The 22,753-nt window shown below is 57.1% G+C and carries 22 protein-coding genes and 6 pseudogenes; 12 read left to right on the top strand and 16 right to left on the bottom strand.

Translation table 11 applies throughout. The features are described 5' to 3' along the window. Positions 1 to 24 precede the first annotated feature (24 nt). Positions 25 to 1,036 (bottom strand): annotated as a pseudogene (intI1, locus tag PI91_RS00835) (class 1 integron integrase IntI1). Between the two features lie 291 nt (positions 1,037 to 1,327). Here intI1 and PI91_RS00830 point away from each other — a divergent pair. The 8 genes and pseudogenes from PI91_RS00830 to PI91_RS00795 all read left to right on the top strand — a co-directional run. Next, positions 1,328 to 1,882, top strand: coding sequence for a fluoroquinolone-acetylating aminoglycoside 6'-N-acetyltransferase AAC(6')-Ib-cr5 (locus PI91_RS00830; RefSeq protein WP_063840321.1), 555 nt, complete (start codon positions 1,328 to 1,330; stop codon positions 1,880 to 1,882). A gap of 96 nt (positions 1,883 to 1,978) precedes the next feature. Then, entirely contained in the window at positions 1,979 to 2,431 is a 453-nt protein-coding gene (locus tag PI91_RS00825) for an NAD(+)--rifampin ADP-ribosyltransferase Arr-3 (protein ID WP_001749986.1), read from the top strand. A gap of 132 nt (positions 2,432 to 2,563) precedes the next feature. Next, positions 2,564 to 3,037 carry a trimethoprim-resistant dihydrofolate reductase DfrA27 gene (dfrA27, locus tag PI91_RS00820; protein ID WP_001749985.1) on the top strand — a complete coding sequence of 158 codons (474 nt, stop codon included), beginning with the start codon at positions 2,564 to 2,566 and terminating at the stop codon, positions 3,035 to 3,037. A gap of 180 nt (positions 3,038 to 3,217) precedes the next feature. Then, a pseudogene (gene qacE, locus PI91_RS24335) lies at positions 3,218 to 3,564 on the top strand (quaternary ammonium compound efflux SMR transporter QacE). Then, positions 3,558 to 4,394, top strand: a pseudogene (sul1, locus tag PI91_RS00810) (sulfonamide-resistant dihydropteroate synthase Sul1). The pseudogenes qacE and sul1 overlap by 7 nt, the downstream one beginning before the upstream one ends. Positions 4,395 to 4,568: 174 nt before the next feature. Next, positions 4,569 to 5,006, top strand: a complete 438-nt coding sequence (locus tag PI91_RS00805) for a GNAT family N-acetyltransferase (RefSeq protein WP_369803985.1) — start codon at positions 4,569 to 4,571, stop codon at positions 5,004 to 5,006. 519 nt (positions 5,007 to 5,525) lie between these two features. Further along, entirely contained in the window at positions 5,526 to 6,290 is a 765-nt protein-coding gene (locus PI91_RS00800; RefSeq protein ID WP_001389365.1) for an IS6-like element IS6100 family transposase, read from the top strand. Between the two features lie 54 nt (positions 6,291 to 6,344). Then, positions 6,345 to 6,611: pseudogene (locus tag PI91_RS00795) on the top strand (DDE-type integrase/transposase/recombinase); the annotation flags it as partial. 138 nt (positions 6,612 to 6,749) lie between these two features. Here the strand turns inward: PI91_RS00795 and PI91_RS00790 are convergent. From PI91_RS00790 to merT, 9 genes are all read right to left on the bottom strand, one after another. Continuing rightward, complete coding sequence (locus PI91_RS00790) at positions 6,750 to 9,716, bottom strand: Tn3-like element TnAs1 family transposase (RefSeq protein ID WP_001138014.1); 2,967 nt, start codon at positions 9,714 to 9,716, stop codon at positions 6,750 to 6,752. A gap of 3 nt (positions 9,717 to 9,719) precedes the next feature. Next, positions 9,720 to 10,280 carry a recombinase family protein gene (locus PI91_RS00785; protein WP_001161490.1) on the bottom strand — a complete coding sequence of 187 codons (561 nt, stop codon included), beginning with the start codon at positions 10,278 to 10,280 and terminating at the stop codon, positions 9,720 to 9,722. 175 nt (positions 10,281 to 10,455) lie between these two features. Next, positions 10,456 to 10,668, bottom strand: coding sequence for a DUF3330 domain-containing protein (locus PI91_RS00780; RefSeq protein ID WP_000993245.1), 213 nt, complete (start codon positions 10,666 to 10,668; stop codon positions 10,456 to 10,458). Positions 10,669 to 10,733: 65 nt separating this feature from the next. Then, positions 10,734 to 10,970, bottom strand: a complete 237-nt coding sequence (gene merE, locus PI91_RS00770) for a broad-spectrum mercury transporter MerE (RefSeq protein ID WP_001087807.1) — start codon at positions 10,968 to 10,970, stop codon at positions 10,734 to 10,736. Continuing rightward, positions 10,967 to 11,332 carry a mercury resistance co-regulator MerD gene (merD, locus tag PI91_RS00765; RefSeq protein WP_001277466.1) on the bottom strand — a complete coding sequence of 122 codons (366 nt, stop codon included), beginning with the start codon at positions 11,330 to 11,332 and terminating at the stop codon, positions 10,967 to 10,969. The genes merE and merD overlap by 4 nt, the downstream gene beginning before the upstream one ends. Positions 11,333 to 11,349: 17 nt before the next feature. Further along, a complete protein-coding gene (gene merA / locus PI91_RS00760; RefSeq protein WP_000209296.1) occupies positions 11,350 to 13,035 on the bottom strand; it encodes a mercury(II) reductase in 1,686 nt (561 codons plus the stop codon). A gap of 38 nt (positions 13,036 to 13,073) precedes the next feature. Beyond that, entirely contained in the window at positions 13,074 to 13,499 is a 426-nt protein-coding gene (merC, locus tag PI91_RS00755) for an organomercurial transporter MerC (RefSeq protein WP_000522996.1), read from the bottom strand. 27 nt (positions 13,500 to 13,526) lie between these two features. Then, positions 13,527 to 13,802 carry a mercury resistance system periplasmic binding protein MerP gene (gene merP, locus PI91_RS00750; RefSeq protein WP_000732275.1) on the bottom strand — a complete coding sequence of 92 codons (276 nt, stop codon included), beginning with the start codon at positions 13,800 to 13,802 and terminating at the stop codon, positions 13,527 to 13,529. Between the two features lie 15 nt (positions 13,803 to 13,817). Next, a complete protein-coding gene (gene merT, locus PI91_RS00745) occupies positions 13,818 to 14,183 on the bottom strand; it encodes a mercuric ion transporter MerT (RefSeq protein WP_001294656.1) in 366 nt (121 codons plus the stop codon). A gap of 71 nt (positions 14,184 to 14,254) precedes the next feature. Between merT and merR the strand changes: the two genes are divergently transcribed. After that, positions 14,255 to 14,710 (top strand): Hg(II)-responsive transcriptional regulator, encoded by a 456-nt coding sequence (gene merR, locus PI91_RS00740; protein ID WP_001166628.1) that lies wholly within the window; start codon positions 14,255 to 14,257, stop codon positions 14,708 to 14,710. A gap of 326 nt (positions 14,711 to 15,036) precedes the next feature. After that, a pseudogene (locus tag PI91_RS00735) lies at positions 15,037 to 15,264 on the top strand (transposase); the annotation flags it as partial. Between the two features lie 94 nt (positions 15,265 to 15,358). On the opposite strand, the pseudogene PI91_RS00730 reads toward PI91_RS00735, so the two are convergent. From PI91_RS00730 to PI91_RS00720, 3 genes and pseudogenes are all read right to left on the bottom strand, one after another. Then, a pseudogene (locus PI91_RS00730) lies at positions 15,359 to 16,704 on the bottom strand (ISNCY family transposase). A 206-nt stretch (positions 16,705 to 16,910) separates the two neighbouring features. Next, the gene (locus PI91_RS00725) at positions 16,911 to 17,396 is read right to left on the bottom strand and encodes a GNAT family N-acetyltransferase (protein ID WP_013087269.1); all 486 of its coding nucleotides are present in this window, start codon (positions 17,394 to 17,396) and stop codon (positions 16,911 to 16,913) included. Further along, positions 17,384 to 17,650: a DUF1778 domain-containing protein gene (locus PI91_RS00720; protein ID WP_007869691.1), complete on the bottom strand. Its 267-nt coding sequence runs from the start codon at positions 17,648 to 17,650 to the stop codon at positions 17,384 to 17,386. Before PI91_RS00720 ends, PI91_RS00725 begins: the two co-directional genes overlap by 13 nt. 652 nt (positions 17,651 to 18,302) lie before the next feature. On the opposite strand from PI91_RS00720, the gene repA reads away from it, so the two are divergent. Next, positions 18,303 to 19,316, top strand: coding sequence for a plasmid replication initiator RepA (gene repA / locus PI91_RS00710; RefSeq protein WP_039265242.1), 1,014 nt, complete (start codon positions 18,303 to 18,305; stop codon positions 19,314 to 19,316). A gap of 950 nt (positions 19,317 to 20,266) precedes the next feature. Further along, complete coding sequence (locus tag PI91_RS00700) at positions 20,267 to 21,073, top strand: DUF4225 domain-containing protein (RefSeq protein ID WP_013087100.1); 807 nt, start codon at positions 20,267 to 20,269, stop codon at positions 21,071 to 21,073. Here PI91_RS00700 and PI91_RS00695 read toward each other — a convergent pair. The 3 genes from PI91_RS00695 to PI91_RS00685 all read right to left on the bottom strand — a co-directional run bounded on the left by PI91_RS00695 (position 21,048) and on the right by PI91_RS00685 (position 22,583). After that, complete coding sequence (locus tag PI91_RS00695) at positions 21,048 to 21,377, bottom strand: hypothetical protein (protein ID WP_013087101.1); 330 nt, start codon at positions 21,375 to 21,377, stop codon at positions 21,048 to 21,050. The two genes, PI91_RS00700 and PI91_RS00695, sit on opposite strands and share 26 nt — an antisense overlap. A gap of 82 nt (positions 21,378 to 21,459) precedes the next feature. Beyond that, a complete protein-coding gene (locus PI91_RS00690; protein WP_039265240.1) occupies positions 21,460 to 21,798 on the bottom strand; it encodes a hypothetical protein in 339 nt (112 codons plus the stop codon). Between the two features lie 14 nt (positions 21,799 to 21,812). Continuing rightward, positions 21,813 to 22,583, bottom strand: a complete 771-nt coding sequence (locus PI91_RS00685) for a TraX family protein (protein ID WP_013087103.1) — start codon at positions 22,581 to 22,583, stop codon at positions 21,813 to 21,815. Positions 22,584 to 22,753: the final 170 nt, after the last annotated feature.

Genomic DNA, 22,753 nt, shown 5'->3' with positions numbered 1-22,753 from the left:
CCGCCAGGATTGACTTGCGCTGCCCTACCTCTCACTAGTGAGGGGCGGCAGCGCATCAAGCGGTGAGCGCACTCCGGCACCGCCAACTTTCAGCACATGCGTGTAAATCATCGTCGTAGAGACGTCGGAATGGCCGAGCAGATCCTGCACGGTTCGAATGTCGTAACCGCTGCGGAGCAAGGCCGTCGCGAACGAGTGGCGGAGGTGTGCGGTGGGCGGCTTCGTGATGCCTGCTTGTTCTACGGCACGTTTGAAGGCGCGCTGAAAGGTCTGGTCATACATGTGATGGCGACGCACGACACCGCTCCGTGGATCGGTCGAATGCGTGTGCTGCGCAAAAACCCAGAACCACGGCCAGGAATGCCCGGCGCGCGGATACTTCCGCTCAAGGGGCGTCGGGAAGCGCAACGCCGCTGCGGCCCTCGGCCTGGTCCTTCAGCCACCATGCCCGTGCACGCGACAGCTGCTCGCGCAGGCTGGGTGCCAAGCTCTCGGGTAACATCAAGGCCCGATCCTTGGAGCCCTTGCCCTCCCGCACGATGATCGTGCCGTGATCGAAATCCAGATCCTTGACCCGCAGTTGCAAACCCTCACTGATCCGCATGCCCGTTCCATACAGAAGCTGGGCGAACAAACGATGCTCGCCTTCCAGAAAACCGAGGATGCGAACCACTTCATCCGGGGTCAGCACCACCGGCAAGCGCCGCGACGGCCGAGGTCTTCCGATCTCCTGAAGCCAGGGCAGATCCGTGCACAGCACCTTGCCGTAGAAGAACAGCAAGGCCGCCAATGCCTGACGATGCGTGGAGACCGAAACCTTGCGCTCGTTCGCCAGCCAGGACAGAAATGCCTCGACTTCGCTGCTGCCCAAGGTTGCCGGGTGACGCACACCGTGGAAACGGATGAAGGCACGAACCCAGTGGACATAAGCCTGTTCGGTTCGTAAGCTGTAATGCAAGTAGCGTATGCGCTCACGCAACTGGTCCAGAACCTTGACCGAACGCAGCGGTGGTAACGGCGCAGTGGCGGTTTTCATGGCTTGTTATGACTGTTTTTTTGTACAGTCTATGCCTCGGGCATCCAAGCAGCAAGCGCGTTACGCCGTGGGTCGATGTTTGATGTTATGGAGCAGCAACGATGTTACGCAGCAGGGCAGTCGCCCTAAAACAAAGTTAGATGCACTAAGCACATAATTGCTCACAGCCAAACTATCAGGTCAAGTCTGCTTTTATTATTTTTAAGCGTGCATAATAAGCCCTACACAAATTGGGAGTTAGACATCATGAGCAACGCAAAAACAAAGTTAGGCATCACAAAGTACAGCATCGTGACCAACAGCAACGATTCCGTCACACTGCGCCTCATGACTGAGCATGACCTTGCGATGCTCTATGAGTGGCTAAATCGATCTCATATCGTCGAGTGGTGGGGCGGAGAAGAAGCACGCCCGACACTTGCTGACGTACAGGAACAGTACTTGCCAAGCGTTTTAGCGCAAGAGTCCGTCACTCCATACATTGCAATGCTGAATGGAGAGCCGATTGGGTATGCCCAGTCGTACGTTGCTCTTGGAAGCGGGGACGGACGGTGGGAAGAAGAAACCGATCCAGGAGTACGCGGAATAGACCAGTTACTGGCGAATGCATCACAACTGGGCAAAGGCTTGGGAACCAAGCTGGTTCGAGCTCTGGTTGAGTTGCTGTTCAATGATCCCGAGGTCACCAAGATCCAAACGGACCCGTCGCCGAGCAACTTGCGAGCGATCCGATGCTACGAGAAAGCGGGGTTTGAGAGGCAAGGTACCGTAACCACCCCATATGGTCCAGCCGTGTACATGGTTCAAACACGCCAGGCATTCGAGCGAACACGCAGTGATGCCTAACCCTTCCATCGAGGGGGACGTCCAAGGGCTGGCGCCCTTGGCCGCCCCTCATGTCAAACGTTATGCAGCCAAATCCCAACAATTAAGGGTCTTAAAATGGTAAAAGATTGGATTCCCATCTCTCATGATAATTACAAGCAGGTGCAAGGACCGTTCTATCATGGAACCAAAGCCAATTTGGCGATTGGTGACTTGCTAACCACAGGGTTCATCTCTCATTTCGAGGACGGTCGTATTCTTAAGCACATCTACTTTTCAGCCTTGATGGAGCCAGCAGTTTGGGGAGCTGAACTTGCTATGTCACTGTCTGGCCTCGAGGGTCGCGGCTACATATACATAGTTGAGCCAACAGGACCGTTCGAAGACGATCCGAATCTTACGAACAAAAGATTTCCCGGTAATCCAACACAGTCCTATAGAACCTGCGAACCCTTGAGAATTGTTGGCGTTGTTGAAGACTGGGAGGGGCATCCTGTTGAATTAATAAGGGGAATGTTGGATTCGTTGGAGGACTTAAAGCGCCGTGGTTTACACGTCATTGAAGACTAGTCCTTTGCATAACAAAGCCATCAAACCGGACGCCAGAGATTCCGCGCCTGTTGCGCATGGCTTCGCCATTTTATGCGCAATAGGCGCGCCACCCTGTCGCCGTTTATGGCGGCGTTAACCCAAAGGAGTATCGTGAAAATATCACTAATGGCTGCAAAAGCAAGAAATGGGGTTATTGGCTGCGGCTCGGATATCCCGTGGAACGCTAAAGGTGAGCAGCTGCTTTTTAAAGCAATAACTTACAATCAATGGCTCTTAGTCGGCCGTAAAACATTTGAGGCAATGGGGGCTCTCCCAAATAGAAAGTATGCAGTTGTCAGCCGCTCAGGATCGGTAGCTACTAACGATGATGTGGTTGTGTTTCCATCTATAGAAGCAGCAATGAGGGAGCTAAAGACTCTTACGAACCATGTTGTTGTTTCTGGTGGTGGAGAGATCTACAAGAGTCTGATCGCCCATGCCGACACGCTACATATCTCGACAATAGATTCCGAGCCAGAGGGCAATGTTTTCTTTCCGGAAATCCCCAAAGAGTTCAATGTGGTGTTCGAGCAGGAATTTCATTCAAATATAAATTATCGCTATCAAATCTGGCAAAGGGGTTAACCATCCAAGCCATCGGACACATTTTGCTTCGCTGCGCTCAAAACGCAAAATGTGCCGCTGCTTAGCGGCGTTAGATGCACTAAGCACATAATTGCTCACAGCCAAACTATCAGGTCAAGTCTGCTTTTATTATTTTTAAGCGTGCATAATAAGCCCTACACAAATTGGGAGTTAGACATCATGAAAGGCTGGCTTTTTCTTGTTATCGCAATAGTTGGCGAAGTAATCGCAACATCCGCATTAAAATCTAGCGAGGGCTTTACTAAGCTTGCCCCTTCCGCCGTTGTCATAATCGGTTATGGCATCGCATTTTATTTTCTTTCTCTGGTTCTGAAATCCATCCCTGTCGGTGTTGCTTATGCAGTCTGGTCGGGACTCGGCGTCGTCATAATTACAGCCATTGCCTGGTTGCTTCATGGGCAAAAGCTTGATGCGTGGGGCTTTGTAGGTATGGGGCTCATAATTGCTGCCTTTTTGCTCGCCCGATCCCATCGTGGAAGTCGCTGCGGAGGCCGACGCCATGGTGACGGTGTTCGGCATTCTGAATCTCACCGAGGACTCCTTCTTCGATGAGAGCCGGCGGCTAGACCCCGCCGGCGCTGTCACCGCGGCGATCGAAATGCTGCGAGTCGGATCAGAACGTCGTGGATGTCGGACCGGCCGCCAGCCATCCGGACGCGAGGCCTGTATCGCCGGCCGATGAGATCAGACGTATTGCGCCGCTCTTAGACGCCCTGTCCGATCAGATGCACCGTGTTTCAATCGACAGCTTCCAACCGGAAACCCAGCGCTATGCGCTCAAGCGCGGCGTGGTTACCTGAACGATATCCAAGGATTTCCTGACCCTGCGCTCTATCCCGATATTGCTGAGGCGGACTGCAGGCTGGTGGTTATGCACTCAGCGCAGCGGATGGGCATCGCCACCCGCACCGGTCACCTTCGACCCGAAGACGCGCTCGACGAGATTGTGCGGTTCTTCGAGGCGCGGGTTCCGCCTTGCGACGGAGCGGGGTCGCTGCCGACCGGCTCATCCTCGATCCGGGGATGGGATTTTTCTGAGCCCCGCACCGGAAACATCGCTGCACGTGCTGTCGAACCTTCAAAAGCTGAAGTCGGCGTTGGGGCTTCCGCTATTGGTCTCGGTGTCGCGGAAATCCTTCTGGGCGCCACCGTTGGCCTTCCTGTAAAGGATCTGGGTCCAGCGAGCCTTGCGGCGGAACTTCACGCGATCGGCAATGGCGCTGACTACGTCCGCACCCACGCGCCTGGAGATCTGCGAAGCGCAATCACCTTCTCGGAAACCCTCGCGAAATTTCGCAGTCGCGACGCCAGAGACCGAGGGTTAGATCATGCCTAGCATTCACCTTCCGGCCGCCCGCTAGCGGACCCTGGTCAGGTTCCGCGAAGGTGGGCGCAGACATGCTGGGCTCGTCAGGATCAAACTGCACTATGAGGCGGCGGTTCATACCGCGCCAGGGGAGCGAATGGACAGCGAGAGCCTCCGAACGTTCGGGTCGCCTGCTCGGGTGATATCGACGAGGTTGTGCGGCTGATGCACGACGCTGCGGCGTGGATGTCCGCCAAGGGAACGCCCGCCTGGGACGTCGCGCGGATCGACCGGACATTCGCGGAGACCTTCGTCCTGAGATCCGAGCTCCTAGTCGCGAGTTGCAGCGACGGCATCGTCGGCTGTTGCACCTTGTCGGCCGAGGATCCCGAGTTCTGGCCCGACGCCCTCAAGGGGGAGGCCGCATATCTGCACAAGCTCGCGGTGCGACGGACACATGCGGGCCGGGGTGTCAGCTCCGCGCTGATCGAGGCTTGCCGCCATGCCGCGCGAACGCAGGGTGCGCCAAGCTGCGGCTCGACTGCCACCCGAACCTGCGTGGCCTATACGAGCGGCTCGGATTCACCCACGTCGACACTTTCAATCCCGGCTGGGATCCAACCTTCATCGCAGAACGCCTAGAACTCGAAATCTAACGTCCGTTCGGGCATCGAGGTCCATGTCGGGGTGGGACGGGCCCGTGGCTTCAAGATCACTTGCAGTCCGACCGCGATGTCTTGGTTGCGCGAGAGGTTGTCGATATCCTCCACTTCCATCATCAACCCTGGATAATGCCGCCGCCGTCATCGCCGCCGACGCCCGTGCCGGGCTTTTCGGCCTGTCAGGCTTGCTCGGCCTTCAGCCTGCCTGGGCGAGATCTCCGGCGGACGGATTAACGGCGGAGCTTCGCCGCCTTTCGTGCGTGTGAAGGCCGAAGATAGTTCTCTCAAAAACATCCGTTTATGAGAGATACCAAATGTCATTTTCAGAAGACGACTGCACCAGTTGATTGGGCGTAATGGCTGTTGTGCAGCCAGCTCCTGACAGTTCAATATCAGAAGTGATCTGCACCAATCTCGACTATGCTCAATACTCGTGTGGGCTCTGTTGCAAAAATCGTGAAGCTTGAGCATGCTTGGCGGAGATTGGACGGACGGAACGATGACGGATTTCAAGTGGCGCCATTTCCAGGGTGATGTGATCCTGTGGGCGGTGCGCTGGTATTGTCGCTATCCGATCAGCTATCGCGACCTTGAGGAAATGCTGGCGGAACGCGGCATTTCGGTCGACCATACGACGATCTATCGCTGGGTCCAGTGCTACGCCCCGGAGATGGAGAAGCGGCTGCGCTGGTTCTGGCGGCGTGGCTTTGATCCGAGCTGGCGCCTGGATGAAACCTACGTCAAGGTGCGGGGCAAGTGGACCTACCTGTACCGGGCAGTCGACAAGCGGGGCGACACGATCGATTTCTACCTGTCGCCGACCCGCAGCGCCAAGGCAGCGAAGCGGTTCCTGGGCAAGGCCCTGCGAGGCCTGAAGCACTGGGAAAAGCCTGCCACGCTCAATACCGACAAAGCGCCGAGCTATGGTGCAGCGATCACCGAATTGAAGCGCGAAGGAAAGCTGGACCGGGAGACGGCCCACCGGCAGGTGAAGTATCTCAATAACGTGATCGAGGCCGATCACGGAAAGCTCAAGATACTGATCAAGCCGGTGCGCGGTTTCAAATCGATCCCCACGGCCTATGCCACGATCAAGGGATTCGAAGTCATGCGAGCCCTGCGCAAAGGACAGGCTCGCCCCTGGTGCCTGCAGCCCGGCATCAGGGGCGAGGTGCGCCTTGTGGAGAGAGCTTTTGGCATTGGGCCCTCGGCGCTGACGGAGGCCATGGGCATGCTCAACCACCATTTCGCAGCAGCCGCCTGATCGGCGCAGAGCGACAGCCTACCTCTGACTGCCGCCAATCTTTGCAACAGAGCCCTCAATAACGTGATCGAGGCCGATCACGGAAAGCTCAAGATACTGATCAAGCCGGTGCGCGGTTTCAAATCGATCCCCACGGCCTATGCCACGATCAAGGGATTCGAAGTCATGCGAGCCCTGCGCAAAGGACAGGCTCGCCCCTGGTGCCTGCAGCCCGGCATCAGGGGCGAGGTGCGCCTTGTGGAGAGAGCTTTTGGCATTGGGCCCTCGGCGCTGACGGAGGCCATGGGCATGCTCAACCACCATTTCGCAGCAGCCGCCTGATCGGCGCAGAGCGACAGCCTACCTCTGACTGCCGCCAATCTTTGCAACAGAGCCTCCGTCGCCATGCTCACCTCGCTTTGGTGCACACGAGTATTGAGCATAGTCGGGGAGCCCGCAGAATTCGGAAAAAATCGTACGCTAAGGTTTTCCGGGCATCCGTAAGGGCCGAAACTTCCCGTCTTCCAGTCTGCGGCTCTGCCGCCAGACGTAATCGCCGGTTAGGTTGATGTGCTCCCAGCCCAGCGGCGACAGGAATTGCAGCAGCTCGCCGTCCACCGGCTTGCCGGCCTCGACCAACCCCTGGGTGGCGCGTTCCAGGTACACCGTGTTCCACAGCACGATAGCCGCCGTCACCAGGTTGAGGCCGCTGGCCCGGTAGCGCTGCTGCTCGAAGCTCCGATCCCTGATTTCCCCAAGGCGGTTGAAGAACACCGCCCTGGCCAGCGAGTTGCGCGCCTCACCTTTGTTCAGGCCGGCATGCACGCGGCGGCGCAGTTCAACACTTTGCAGCCAGTCCAGGATGAACAGCGTGCGCTCGATCCGGCCCAGCTCGCGCAGGGCCACGGCCAGTCCGTTCTGGCGCGGGTAGCTGCCGAGCTTGCGCAGCATCAGCGAGGCGGTGACGGTGCCCTGCTTGATCGAGCTGGCCAGGCGCAGGATGTCGTCCCAGTGGGCACGCACGTGCTTGATGTTCAGGGTGCCGCCGATCAGCGGGCGCAACGTCGGGTAGGCTTGCACGCCCTGCGGCACGTACAGCTTGGTTTCGCCGAGGTCGCGGATGCGCGGCGCGAAGCGGAAGCCTAGCAGGTGCATCAGGGCAAAGACGTGATCGGTGAAGCCGGCCGTGTCGGTGTAGTGCTCCTCGATCCGCAGGTCGGACTCGTGGTACAGCAGGCCGTCGAGCACATAGGTGGAATCGCGGACGCCGACATTCACCACGCGGGTGCTGAACGGCGCGTACTGGTCGGAGATATGGGTATAGAACAGCCGTCCCGGCTCGCTACCGTACTTCGGGTTGACGTGCCCGGTGCTCTCGCCCCGGCCACCCGCGCGGAAGCGCTGGCCATCGGAGGATGAGGTCGTGCCGTCGCCCCAGTGGGCGGCAAAGGCGTGGCGATACTGGTGGTTGACCAGCTCGGCCAAGGCCGCCGAATAGGTTTCGTCGCGGATGTGCCAGGCTTGCAGCCAGGACAGCTTGGCGTAGGTCAGGCCGGGGCTCGACTCGGCCATCTTGGTCAGCCCGAGGTTGATCGCATCACCGAGGATTGCGGACAGCAGCAACGTCCTGTCTTTGGCCTCGGCCCCGTCCTTCAAGTGGGTGAAGTGGCGGCTGAAGCCCGTCCAGTCGTCCACGTCCATCAGCAGTTCGGTGATCTTGATGCGCGGCAGTAACTGGCTGGTTTGGTCGATCAGCGCCTGCGCCCGATCCGGCACCGCCGCATCCAGCGGGGTGATTTTCAGCCCTGACTCGGTGAGGATGGCATCGGGCAGCTCGTTGTCCTTGGCCAGGCGGGTGACGGTGGCCAACTGCTCGTCCAGCAGCTGCAAACGCTCTTCCAGGTACTGGTCGCTGTTCGGGTTGATCGCCAGGGGCAGGGCCTGCTCGCGCTTGAGTGCGGCGAACTTCTCGGCCGGCAGCAGGTAGTCGTCGAAGTCGCGGAACTGCCGCGAGCCCTTGACCCAGATGTCGCCGGAGCGCAGGGCGTTCTTCAGCTCGGACAGGGCGCAGATTTCGTAGAATTTCCGGTCGAGGCCTTCCGGGGTGATCACCAGCGGCTTCCAGCGCGGCTTGATGAAGGCCGTGGGTGCATCGGCCGGCACCTTGCGCAGGTTGTCGGCGTTCATCTCACGCAGGGTCTGCACGGCTGCCAGCACGCCTTGCGCGGCCGGCGCGGCGCGCAGTTCCAGCACCTCCAGCAAGGCCGGCGTGTAACGGCGCAGGGTGGCGAAGTTCTCGCCGACCAGGTGCAGGTGGTCGAAGCCTTCCGGCCGGGCCAGCAGCTCGGCCTCGCTGACGCTCTCGGTGAACTCGTCCCAGGGAATCACCGCCTCGATGGCGGCATAGGGGTCGCTGCCGCTTTCCTTCGCTTCCAGCAGCGCCTGGCCGATCCTGGAGTACAGGCGCACCTTGTCGTTGATCGCCTTGCCCTGCTTCTGGAACTGCTGCTGATGCTTGTGCTTCGCGCCGCTGAACAGCTTGACCAGGATGCGGTCATGCAGATCGACCAGCTCATCGATCACGGTCGCGGTGCTCTCCAGCACCACGGCGGCCAGGGTCGCGTAGCGGCGCTGCGGCTCGAACTTACCGAGGTCTTTGGGCGTCATCTGCCCACCCTCGCGGGCCAGCTTGAGCAGGCGGTTCTGGTGGATGTGCCGGCCCAGGCCTTCGGGCAAGTCCACCAACTGAAATGTCTTCAGCCGCTCGATGTGTTCCAGCATGTGCCGAGAGTTGGGTTTCAGCGGTGCCTGGCGCAGCCAGGTCAACCAGGTGATGCTGCTGCCGGCCTTGAGCTTCAACAGCTCGTCCAGCTTGGCCCGATGCGAGTCCGTGAGTGGTTCGACCAGGGCGCGGTAGACCCGCCGATTGGCTCGCGCAATGGCTTCCGAGCAGGCCCGGTCAATCACGCTCAGCGCCGGCAGGATGCGTCGTTTCTGCCGTAGGCTCTCCAGGGCCTGACCGGCCAGCAGCAAGCCTTTGTCGGTCTGCTGGGCCAGCTCGGTTAGCTCGCGCACCAGGGCGCGGAAGTCGGACAGGCCGAACGGGGCCAGTTGCAGGTAGGTGCGCAGTTCCTGGGCATGCTCGCGACGGGTCACGTCGCGCTCGCCGTACTTTGCCCAGCTCGCCGGCTCGGCCTGGACTTGCTTCGCCACCCACAGGATGACCGGCTCGGGCAGCTCGCTGTCGGTTCCCAGCGCGTAACCGGGGTAGCGCAGCAGGCAGAGCTGCACGGCGAAGCCGAGGCGGTTGGCGTCGCCGCGTCGCTGGCGGATCAGCGACAGGTCGGAGTCGTTGAAGGTGTAGTAGCGGATCAGGTCATCCTGGCTTTCCGGCAGCGCAAGCAGGGTGTCCCGCTCCGTGGCCGAGAGGATCAAGCGACGCGGCATGTGTCAGTCGTCCGTGCGGAGGTACTGGTAGAGGGTTTCCCGGCTGATGTTGAACTCGCGGGCAAGCTGCGCCTTGGGCTCGCCGGCCGTCGCTCGCTGCCGCAGGGTAGCAGCCTGCTCATCGGACAGGGCTTTCTTGCGGCCCCGGTACGCGCCACGCTGCTTGGCCAAGGCGATGCCCTCACGCTGCCGCTCGCGGATCAGGGCGCGCTCGAACTCAGCGAAGGCCCCCATCACCGACAGCATCAGGTTGGCCATCGGCGAGTCCTCGCCAGTGAACACCAGGCCCTCCTTCAGGAACTCGATGCGCACGCCGCGCTGAGTCAGCTTCTGTACCAAGCGACGCAGGTCATCGAGGTTGCGGGCCAGCCGATCCATGCTGTGCACCACCACTGTATCGCCTTCGCGGACGAAGCTCAGCAGCGCTTCGAGCTGGGGGCGCTGGGTGTCCTTGCCCGATGCCTTGTCGGTGAACACCTTGCTCACCTGGGTTTGTTCCAGCTGGCGTTCCGGGTTCTGGTCAAAGCTGCTGACCCGGACGTAGCCGATGCGGTGCCCCTGCACGATGTCTCCTTGGTTGAAGGCGGCTTAAGTGCACTTTCTGTTCCGTTGTGCCTCAAAGCCCATTTCTGTCAGGCTGAAATCTATAACCTTCGCGGGCATGTGTCAAAAAATGGGAAAGCAGACTCTATTCTGACGAAGCGGCGCGGCCCTGCCTGACATCAAGTTAGGGTATGCCTCAATCTGACGGCTGCGAACCGCCAGGGACAGGCGCAATGTCAGATTCTGTCGCGGCCTTGGCGCGTGCCTGGAAGCGTTCATAGCAATCCAGCCCGCAGAAATGTTCGACGTATTCCGCGCCTTCCGGGGTGAAGGCGGCATCGAGCGGAATTTCTTTGCAGCATACGCAGCAGGTGGTGCAACTGGCAGTGTTCGGGGCGTTTGCGTTCATGGTGGTACTCCTCCAGATTGGTAGCGAAGCTCAAAGCTGCCCACTCTCGGCTGGCTGGGAAGCGGTCATGATCTTCCCTTGAAGGCCCGCAGCAGCCGCGTCACAGACAGGACAAACAAGCCGGTCAGCGTGAGGGCTGCAATACCCCAGTGCTCCCCGATGAACGCGCCGGCCGTCGTGCCGGCTAGCACAATGGCGAGAATCGGCAAATGGCAGGGACAGGTGAGCACGGCCAGCGCGCCCCACAAGTAGCCGGTGATCGGTTTGTGCGTCTCAGACGGCAAGTGCTCTGGGCTGTTCATGGCAGACTCTCCGCGTGCTGTGCCGGTTCGGTTGGCATGGCGGCCAGTTGCATTTCGAGGCTGGCCAGGGCCTCGCGCCGACGCTCGACGAGTTGCCGCAACACGGCAAGCTGCGCAGACGCACCGTCACCGTCCGCAGCATCCAGCGCCCGGCACAGCCGCGCCAGTGCGTCCAGGCCGATACCCGCTTCGAAGGCAGCCCGTACAAAGCGCAGCCGTTGCAACGCGGTGTCATCGAACAAGCCGTAGCCGCCCGTGGTGTACGCGACCGGCCGTAGCAATCCGCGCAGCAGGTAGTCGCGCACGATATGCACGCTCACCCCGGCATCAAGGGCCAGCCGGGACACTGTGTAGGCGCTCATTGAACACCTCCTTTTCCTCATCCGGCGCAGCACGAAAGCTGCTTCACGTCCTTGCTGAAGGTCTGCGCCGCGAGCTTCAGCCCTTCGACCATGGTCAGGTAGGGGAACAATTGGTCGGCCAGTTCCTGCACGGTCATACGGTTGCGAATGGCGAGCACCGCCGTCTGGATCAGTTCACCCGCTTCCGGGGCCACCGCTTGCACGCCGATGAGCCGTCCGCTACCTTCCTCGATGACCAGCTTGATGAAGCCGCGTGTGTCGAAGTTGGCAAGCGCACGCGGCACGTTATCCAGTGTTAGCAGGCGACTGTCGGTCTCGATCCCGTCGTGATGTGCTTCCGCCTCGCTGTAGCCCACGGTGGCGACCTGCGGGTCGGTGAACACCACGGCCGGCATTGCGGTCAGGTCCAGGGCCGCATCGCCGCCAGTCATGTTGATCGCCGCACGAGTGCCGGCCGCTGCCGCCACATAGACGAACTGCGGCTGGTCGGTGCAGTCGCCGGCCGCGTAGATGTTCGGGCTACTGGTGCGCATGCCCTTGTCGATGACGATGGCCCCCTGCGCATTGACGGCTACCCCCGCCGCTTCCAATGCCAGGCTGCGCGTGTTCGGTGTCCGGCCGGTGGCGACCAGCAGCTTGTCGGCGCGCAATTCACCGTGCGTGGTGGTCAGCACGAATTCACCGTCCATATGGGCGACCTGGCTGGCTTGCGTGTGCTCCAGCACCTCGATGCCCTCGGCACGGAAAGCGGCTGTCACCGCCTCGCCGATGGCCGGGTCTTCACGGAAGAACAAGGTATTGCGCGCCAGGGCCGTGACCTTGCTGCCCAGCCGGGCAAAGGCTTGCGCCAGCTCCAGCGCCACCACCGACGAGCCGATTACGGCAAGGCGTTCGGGAATGGTGTCGCTCGCCAGGGCCTCGGTGGAAGTCCAGTAGGGTGACTCTTTCAAGCCCGGAATCGGCGGGACCGCCGGGCTGGCACCCGTGGCGACCAGGCAGCGGTCGAACATCACGACGCGCTCGCCACCCTCGTTCAAACTAACGATAAGGCTCTGGTCGTCCTTGAAACGCGCTTCACCGTGCAGAACGGTGATGGCTGAATTGCCGTCCAGGATGCCTTCGTACTTGGCATGACGGAGTTCTTCGACACGGGCCTGCTGCTGGGCCAGCAGCCGCTCGCGCAAGATCGTCGGCGGTGTGGGTGGCATGCCGCCGTCGAATGGGCTTTCCCGGCGCAGATGGGCGATGTGGGCGGCGCGGATCATGATCTTGGACGGCACACAACCGACGTTGACGCAGGTGCCGCCGATGGTGCCGCGCTCAATCAGCGTGACCTGCGCGCCTTGCTCGACGGCCTTCAGTGCTGCCGCCATCGCGGCTCCACCGCTACCAATGACGACGACCTGCAACGGGCGTTCGTTGCCACTGGGCTTATCAGCGGCCCCTATCCAGCCGCGCATCTTGTCGAGCAGGCCGGCGCGGTTGTCCGTCGGTGGCGCATCGGCAAGCGTTGCCTCGTAGCCCAGTCCGGCCACGGCGGTAGTCAGCGCATCCGATGACGTGCCCGCCTCAATGGCGAGTTGCGCTGTGCCCTTCGGATAGGACACCAGCGCCGATTGCACGCCGGGCACTTTCTCCAAGGCTTCCTTGACGTGAGCCGCGCACGAGTCGCAGGTCATCCCGGTGATTTTCAGGGTGGTCATGTATTTTTCCTTTTCTGTGGTGGCTACGGCTGTTGCCGTCAGCCACGTTGTTCTGGCAATTCACAGCTGTCCGGCCCGCAGCGGCGATGTGCTGGCGAGATGAAATCCCAGACCGACACCCCAACCATCAAGGCCAGGCCGACATAGAGCAGTCCACCGCTCTGCCAGCCGTAAGCCCGCATTAAAAACACCGCTGCCAGCACCAAGATCGGGCCTATCGTGCCGAGCGCCGTGCGTCGCCACTGTCGATGATTGAGCCAAGCGATAGCATTGGCGAGTAACGCGATGCCGGCGAACATCGGCAGCAGGATGCCAATGAATAGCCCCTCGTACTGGCTCAAGAAGCCCAGTCCGATGGCCGCGCCAAAGCTGGCGATGGCAGGAAAACAGGCGGCGCAGCCCATCGCGGAAACGACGCTGCCGAGCGCGCCGGTTTTGCCAGCGATGCGCGTGATGAGTCCCATGTGTCGCTCCCGAGTTCGGTTAACGGATCAGCGTTTGAGGCTGGACGGATAGCCCGCGTCCTCGGTCGCCTTGGTCAACTTCTGGACGTTGGTCTTGGCATCGTCGAAGGTGACGACGGCCTGGCGCTTGTCGAAACTTACGTCGGTCTTGCTCACGCCCTCAACCTTGGAAAGCGCGTGCTTGACAGTGATCGGGCAAGAGGCGCAGGTCATGCCAGGCACGGACAGCGTGACGGTCTGGGTGGCGGCCCACACGGGGGCAACAACGGCAGCGAGGGCGAGGGCGGCAAACAGTTTTTTCATGATGAACTCCTGTGATTAATAGAAAAATGGCATGACGTAGGGAAATCCGAGCGAGACCAGGACCAGCGCGGCCACGATCCAGAAAATGAGCTTGTAAGTAGCTCGCACTTGGGGAATCGCGCAGACCTCACCCGGTTTGCAGGCTTGCGCCGGGCGGTAGATGCGCCGCCAGGCGAAAAACAGCGCGACCAGCGCTGCGCCGATGAAGATCGGGCGATAGGGTTCCAGCACCGTCAGGTTGCCGATCCATGCCCCGCTGAACCCCAAGGCGATCAAAACCAGCGGCCCCAGGCAGCAGGCCGACGCAAGAATGGCGGCCAGCCCACCGGCGAAGAGCGCGCCGCGCCCGTTTTGTGGTTCAGACTTTTGTGGTTCAGACATACGCTTGTCCTTTCAAATTTGGTTTGGATAGCTTAAGCTTACTTCCGTAGTTATGTACGGAGTCAAGCGATATGCAAATTAATTTTGAGAATCTGACCATTGGCGTTTTTGCCAAGGCGGCCGGGGTCAATGTGGAGACCATCCGGTTCTACCAGCGCAAGGGCCTGCTGCCGGAGCCAGACAAGCCCTATGGCAGCATTCGCCGCTATGGCGAGGCGGATGTAACACGAGTGCGGTTCGTGAAATCGGCCCAGCGGCTGGGCTTTAGCCTGGACGAAATCGCCGAGCTACTGCGGCTGGAGGATGGCACCCATTGCGAGGAAGCCAGCGGCCTGGCCGAGCACAAGCTCAAGGATGTGCGCGAGAAGATGGCCGACTTGGCACGCATGGAGGCCGTGCTGTCTGAACTGGTGTGCGCCTGCCATGCGCGGAAAGGGAACGTTTCCTGCCCGCTGATTGCGTCACTGCAAGACGGAACGAAGCTCGCTGCATCGGCGCGGGGGAGTCACGGGGTGACTACGCCTTAGCGTGCTTTATTTTCCGAATTCTGAGACGACCCCTTCCACAGCGATAGTAATAATGCCGATGTCAGTCTTTACCACCACTTAGTTTGCCGTTTAACCAGATTGGTGTGATTACTGATGCAGTGAAGACCTTCCCGCATCCTGACTCACACAGCGATCGACCTTTTGTGTCCTGCCCTGGACCCGTCGGTTGCCGGAAGCGCCTTCATGCGAGGCATCTCCTCACCGATGCGCGTGACTCAAGAAGGGCCTGACGGCTTGTCTCGTTACTGTCCTGTCCGGGTTATCTGTCTGGAGATTCAACTCTGTTTCCTCACAGGAGCTCTGTCATGGTTGATAAAGTTACCGAAGCTGCCGTTGTGGGTGGCGTGGATACACATAAAGATTTGCACGTTGCCGCTGTCGTAGATCAGAACAATAAAGTCCTTGGGACTCAGTATTTCTCCACAACACGACAAGGTTACCGGCAGATGCTGGCATGGATGACCTCGTTTGGGACATTAAAGCGAATTGGTGTTGAGTGCACAGGTACCTATGGTTCCGGTTTGCTTCGTTACCAGTCATAAAACCAACCGGCGTCTTTTCAGAAGTTTGCACTTCATCACATAGCGGTGGTTAAATTCGCTACATAAGCCCAAAAAGAGCAGGGGACTAACGTTTCAGGCTGGCCCTGAATTCCGCTGGGTTTGCCAGCACCGGATTGATAGCTCTTACTTGTTCCTGCACCCGGGCCTGTGCCCGCCTTTTAGGCATCTTCTTGCTACGGTCCCGTTTCCCGTCCCGCTCCAGTTCGTCCATCTTGTCCTGAGCGAGTTTCAGAACAGCCCCAAGACGCTTGTTATCAACGATTTGCCCCTGTTCGACACATTCCAGTTTGTCGAACACCTGATATTTGAGTGAACGGTAACCGTATTTGAATGCCAGCGTGCCGTCCGGATAGTCGAAGACTGTTATTTTTTCGCCAGCGATGCGAGTATTTTCTTCACTAGGTTCAACCAGATATATCATTTTGTCATAGCGGAATGTCAGCGTTTTAGACAGCTTACGCAGTTCCTGCCAGGCAAAGATATCATCCAGCTCTTCGTTGCTTTCAGCCACGGTTCGGTGCAGATCTTTGGGGTATTTTGCTGGTCTTGCGAAGCGACGATTGAAGTCGGCAATGAAGGTATCCAGCCAGGCGTTGGCTGCTTCAATACTGCTGATTCCCTCGAGACACATATCCTTGATAAGCCGATCCTGAAGTGTCTGATTTGCTCGCTCTACGCGGCCTTTAGCCTGCGGACTATTGGCACAAATCAGTTCGATCCCCAGTTCAGAAAGCACGCGGCCAAACTGGGTAACACCGGTTGTGGTTGAACCACCATTATTGACCCTGAAAATGCCGTGCTTGTCGCTGTAGAACGCAAGGGGCTTGCCGTGTTGCTCGAGATACTCGCGGGTGGCCATCATGTAATCAAAGGCTGATTCAGTCTCACCAAAGCGAAGGTGCATCAGGCGACCAGTCGCGTCATCAATAAAGACGAGCAGGCAGCATTTAGGGGCACGTCCTTCAAACCAGTCATGCGGGGAACCATCGATCTGAACAAGTTCTCCGAGGCAGTCACGCCGGTATCTGGGTTGATGAACACGTGGCCTGCGACGTGAGTATGGGACCCAGAGTCCTCAGCCGTCATCCATTTTCTGAGCGTTTCAACAGACACCGTGATGTTATGGCGTTCGCGCAATTTTCCTGCGGCAAGCGTTGGTCCAAAGTCGCTGTAGTTATCGTGAAGTAAAGAAAGTACACGCAGCTTCAGTGACTCAGGAAGCCTGTGATTACCGGGGTGTCCACGCCGAAGGTTTGCCAGACCTGCGGCACCAGACTCACGAAAACGGTTCATTAACCGCTGTGTCTGACGTTCGGTCAGAGCAAGCTGATGAGCAGCATCACGACGGCGCATGCGTTTATCAACAACTGACTGAATGACGTTGATCCGGCTGAGTTCTTTATCTGACATGGTCACAAGCATCCTGATGTCTCCATGGCCTGAGGATTGGATCCTTTATGCCAGAAAAAGTGACATCACTAAATGGGTTAAAAGTGACATCAGAATATTGCAGTTACAAAGCCGGTTCGCATAACAAAGATTATGTTAAATTCAATGGTAAAATCATTATAAATCAATATCTTAAATATCGAACAAGCCCCTTTCTTCCTCAAACCTCACTGTGGTAACTTTAAAAACAATGTCCGTTCCTGAGTTTGTGATGCCTTAAAGCCATGGTGAAGATAAAAGTTTTTGGCTTCTTCAGTCAGTGCATGAACCATAATCGCACGGACTCCAATATTCTCAGCTACACGGTAACAGCGCAGAACTGCATCATGCAGTAAATCGGCCCCGAGCCCTTGGCCACGGTATGAAACATCAACTGCCAGGCGAGCAAGTATGATTACGGGAATTGGATCTGGCATATTGCGCCTGAGGCTTCCCATTGCTTCCACGTGGTTAACGCTGCCGGTGGCCAGAGAGTAAAAACCGACAACCTGTTTAGTGTCTCTTTTACAAACGACGAACGTTCGTGCTGCACCAAGAGCTTGGTTTTTTAATCCCCTCTGTTTAAGCCAGTCATCAAGTACTGCCTCACCACTGACGAACTCTGCTAGTTGATGGGAGCTGGATAATGGTTCTGGTGCTGTTACACGTCCCACTGAGGTTTCCTTGCCAGAAGTTTATCAATAGCCGCCTCATCCGAAACCGGTGCATCGAGCATATCGATAAACTCTGCATACTGCTCATCGTTAAAATTAAATACGCGACGATCGAGGATCACATTCTCCGCAGCCTGACATGCCATTTCCAGGATGAAGTCCGTGCGTGATTTATGGAGAATCTCTGCTGCAGCATCAATAAGTGCTCTTTGAGATTCTTTAGCTCTAAGGTTGAGCTGAACATCTGATTTCATGAGTGCGCTCCTTGTATAGCGATTGCTTTACAAGCATATCATATGGATTCTGTATAGCAAAAGCTATACGGTTTTTTAAGTGCAGTGAACATACGAAAGAGTCAACTTGCAACTATTAGGTAAAGCTCTTCCTCTAAATTATTTTCCTTGCTCTGGCCTACCAAATCAAACCCAACGCCCTGAATTTACTGCGTGCGATGCTTGCTAGCAGTCTCATCCGGACAATTAGCATGAAAACTATGGATTGTTATCTGGTCTAACATCTGGAAAAGTTACTGATGAGAAGGTAGTATTCGGATCGTCAGCGATCGTCTTGTGGTGGGACAGATTGTTGATTCAGATTACTTTTGTGTCCTAACTCAAACTGACGGTTTGACTGCTTTGTGGTGAGGCAGGCGGGTGGCAAAAGATGGTTTTACGGAAGAAATGCGGACTTCCGGAAACAGACAGGGACAGGACGTGTCCAGTAAAACGTTCAGGAGCAGGTAACGGGATTTCCCGGAGCCTGAATGCACAAACCCCCCGACATCTGTCATCATCTTGGCGGAAGACACAGATATCAGGGGGTCCAAAAGCAGGCGCGTGGCCTGTGAAGGATTATAACGCATGCACCACATAACACAACACCCGGCCGCCATAAGAACAGGCCGCCGTGAATGACAATCAGATTTCTGTTCACTGGTCAGATCTACCGAAAGATGAGCTAACCTGTTTCTGCCAGGATGTCGATGCCGGCACTCAGGGTAATTTCCTCATTGCACCGGTCAAAAAATTGACCCGCCGCAAACGCGGTGAGCATTCCACAAAAGCCAAATGTGAGAACCCGGCCTGGTATCGCCCGGAGCATTATAAAAAGCTCTCCGGACAGCTCGGTCATGCCTACAATCGCCTGGTGAAAAAAGACAAAGAAACCGGGCAGGTCAGCCTGCGCATGCATGTTTCTCGTCACCCTCTCTATGTCGCCGGCCGCCGTAAGGCGGGACGTAAATATGGCTTCCGTCCGGAACGTCAGCGCCTGCTCGATGCGCTCTGGCCAGTGCTCATCAGCTTCTGTGATGCCGGCAAGCATACCGTCGGCATGTGTATCTCCCGTCTTGCAAAAGAACTCAGTGCAAAGGACGCAAAAGGCAATGTCATTCCTGAAACGGAGGTGACGGTGTCACGCCTTTCACGGCTTATTGAGGAACAGGTACGGTTTGGCGTTCTGGGCCTCGCAGAAGAACGCGCCTGGGATCGTGAATCCCGCACCTGGTTGCCAACGTATGTCTATATAACCCCCGTGGGATTCCAGATGCTGGGCGTCGATATGGACAAGCTGTTTAAAGAGCAGGAGAAGAAGCTCCGTCAGAGCGCCGAGCGTGAGCAGCTGATCCGGGAAGGAGTGATGAGCGAACATGATGATGTTCAGGCCCACTCTGCGCGGAAATGCTGGTCTGGCCGTAAGCGTCAGGAGGCACTCGTTTACCGCCGCAAAAAAGGCGCGGAGCGTAAACGTGCCAACAATCTGATTAAGCTGCCGGCAGATGAACGACTCCATGCAATGTCTGAATGGATTTATCGCACCCTGCCGCCTGATGAAGCGTACTGGTGCACATCTGAGCGCCTGAAGGCGCTGGCCATCCAGCATCTTTACCAGCTGGATCTGGCGCTTTCTCCACCGGACTAGCCACAGACGACACAACAGTCTTCCTGTTTAAAGGCCCCTCACCGGGGCTTTTCGTGCTGGATTTTTTCGGCCACTCTGCTCATTTTTCAACCTTCACTCCGTTCTCATTCCGGTCACCATGACGTACTGCGTGTCGTTATGGCCCGCAGTGGCCACTGTCTCGTTTTTTTACACAGAAATCCGCAAACGAGTAAGTGAAGTAACCCGGAAACGAATAAAAGACATTCCGCAAAACAGTCTTACTTCACCGTTTTTATCTCTCTGTTCATTTCATTCCAGAGTAGATCTTTGTCTGCAGTCACTCTGTGGATAACGAAAAATGCCTTCGCATGCAGCGGCCTCACGGCCGCGCGCTCAGAAGGAAATAAAAAGTACCTCCCGTCGCAAGCGCCGGGCACCGTTCTCGCCAGAACCGGGCGCCGCATACATACCTGACCCCTGCTAAACCGACGCCGCCCCGGCCCAAAGGGCCGGAACACCCTCGCTTTAAGAGGGATGTTGTAACTAGTATCAAGAGTAGCTGTAGTTAAGTCGCGGTAATCACTTCATACACGCTCGTAAGCGCCTGACGGCGCTAACGCGGAGATACAGCCCGTCAGCGGCCATCGGCCTTGACGGACTCACTCCGACCGCGCACATTAGCAATCGGAAAGCTTTAAGCGGGTATAGCTTTGCAGGGAAAGGGATGGGATTGGCAGAACCTATCAATCCGTAACGGCTGATGCCGGTTACGACGCCCCTCACCAGAATCACCCGGTTCAGCTCCGGCTGGCGTCTCCATGCCGCTTCGCGGCATACATGTTCCATGAACCCTGGACTACACAGGCTGGCCATCATGGGCGAAGGTTTACTGACAGCATCAGACTATTATTTTACCCTTTAAAGCAGGGTTGCCTAAATCCGGGAGCGCGATAAGCTTTAACGGGTGATTTTCAATCAGGATGAGTAAAATGGATATAATTCTTCCGGGAAACAAAAGCCAGGCACGACTCTGGGCAGAAACCATGATTAATCTGGAGGCCCGCAAACTCGTCAATACCGCTAATATTGTTGGCGCCCGACATCTGGGGGATGGATTGACGCGTCTCAAATTCATCGATGAAATTAAATCTGTCATTAATGGCGAATTTGAGCGTGCCCGGCGGGCAAAGTCTGACGAAGAGTGCATGACCTGCCTGCGTAACCTGCAGGCAGAAAACAGCAGTCTGCTTGAGCAGAGCCGGCAGCTCCAGACCGGTTATGCGAAACTATATGCCCAGATCAAATACGTCAGGGATGAAGACCGGATGGTCGGTTATGTCATCTCAGGAATTAAAGTGGTGCTGGCAGGTATGCAGGGCGTATTTGGCTTCGTGCTGACTTCCTCAATGACCCCCGTAGGCGTTCTTGCCGGGGCTATTCTGATTGTCGACTCGGCCAACACGATAACCCGTGAAGTTGGTCGTCAGTTCCTGAATGAACCTGACACGCAGGGTATGTTTGGTGATGGTGCCATGAACATCGCTAAATTCATGGGATTTGAACGATCAACAGGGTTAGGGATATACAACGGGATCGCGCTTGCAGGCAATATCTACAGTGTCTATGGATTAATGGCCAGACCTGGGACATGGCGTCTGTTTAACTATATCAGCACCGATTTTTACCGGAAAATCGACACCATGTCCCGGGGTAAACTGACAATGAAAATTGTGGGATGGGGGGTAAAGGCTAAGGTTGTTTTCGATCTGATCACTTCTGATGACTCCGGGAAATGAGATTTTTCCGGCGGTAATGCCATGATTTATAGGCCAGCTTCAAAGGCATGGTAATCGTAAACAGAGTGCCAAGAACAAGAATAGCCACGCCGAAGGAAATGGTATGCATCCTCGAGCCAGCCAAAAGTGTGGCCACAAAAATCAGTAACATGACTGACAACACCCATATCAGGGCCTTAAAACGGTTTGCCAGATCGTTCAGCAGGGTATCCATCTCCGTACCCGTCTTAGCTGAACTGGCCCGCAGCCGGACAATGTCCTCTTCACTGAAGCCGTGGTTCATCAGATCACTTTCATGGTTCATGCTTCTCTCCTTTTCCCTGCGGGAAGTTTAACATGCCCTGCGCCAATAACCAGTTAAGCCCGACCGATAATCTGTCAGGTGGTTACGGGCTATCACTTTGCTGAAACCTGCCCCGGGCATGCTTCTGCAGGCGGAATGCTTTCCAGCCAAGAGCCGGTGGAAAGGTCAACCAGGCAATGGTCAGGACAACGAGGGAACTCATGCCGCCAGACAGGATATGTGTCCGGCTGCCGGCGATGAGAATGACCAGCATAATCAGAGCGAGCGCGACCGTGATCCATACCGATACCCGGAAGCGTCGTGAAAGTGCTGCAATGAAGCCCTGCATAGTGCCACCGGTTGCTGAAAGCCGCTCCAGTAAAGTATCCACATCACGGTTACTGAAACCTGCCTCAAGAAGCTCTTTCTCACTGATAGCCATCACGTCATCCTAAGTCAGCCAAAAGTAGTCTGTACCAGACCAATGATCCCCAGGTGGCCGGCGTAAGCATAATAAAAGAAATTACGCGGCATGAAACGCCTACGGCCCTCCGGACATATTTGCCTGCAGAATGAAACCACTGCCAGGGGGAATGCCAGAGTAGGCAGCGTGGCCAGTAATAATGTTTCTGCGGGCATATCCAGGAGATGCGATAACCCGTTTAAACAAATCAGTGACAGCACGGCAGTGATGGCTGCCAGCCGCTGCACTCCGGGTGTATCGCTGCCAGAAACCGTTGCCATACTGATGGCCAGCGTTATTCCTGCCAGTCCGTAACTTGCCGGCTGCAGGGGCCAAATCATAAGGGCCAGGAGCAGATACCCGGCAAGCATTCCTTTCCGGCCGTGCCGGTACTGCAGGGCAAGCAGCTGCGTGACGCCTGCAAACACGAACAGAATGTTCAGGGCCCACCAGGGCTGTTGATTCTGGAAGGCCAGGCTGAACACCGGCTGCGTTATGACTGCCCAGATCCACAGACGATTGGCTCTCTTCTGCAGTCGCTCCGGGGTGCGCTGTACGTTCATCGCCCATATAAGCGTGAACAGGGGGAAGGCCATCCGGCCAAGCGCATACATCACCGGCAAGGCTGACGACAGAAACACCGTATTGGTGTGGTCGATAATCATGGCCAGAAGTGCGAGAAGTTTGACCATATCGAGTGCAGCGGGACTGAGCTGGCTGGCGTTCCGGATAGTGGGAAGAACGTCGGGTAATGAATGATTCATGCTGTATATTCCCCTGGCGACACGCGGTTAACAGCCAGCCCTGAACATAATGCCAGAATGCCCTGCCGGTTTGCGTTGTGATCCTGACTCTGAGTTTCTCCAGAATCTTGCGCACCGCAAATTCTGATTTATCACGCAGCACGCGCATTGCGCCTGCCACATCCTTATTC

The organism is Enterobacter sp. FB (assembly GCF_000805795.1).
Lineage (GTDB): Bacteria > Pseudomonadota > Gammaproteobacteria > Enterobacterales > Enterobacteriaceae > Enterobacter > Enterobacter roggenkampii.
This window is presented reverse-complemented; position numbering and strand designations above follow the sequence as displayed.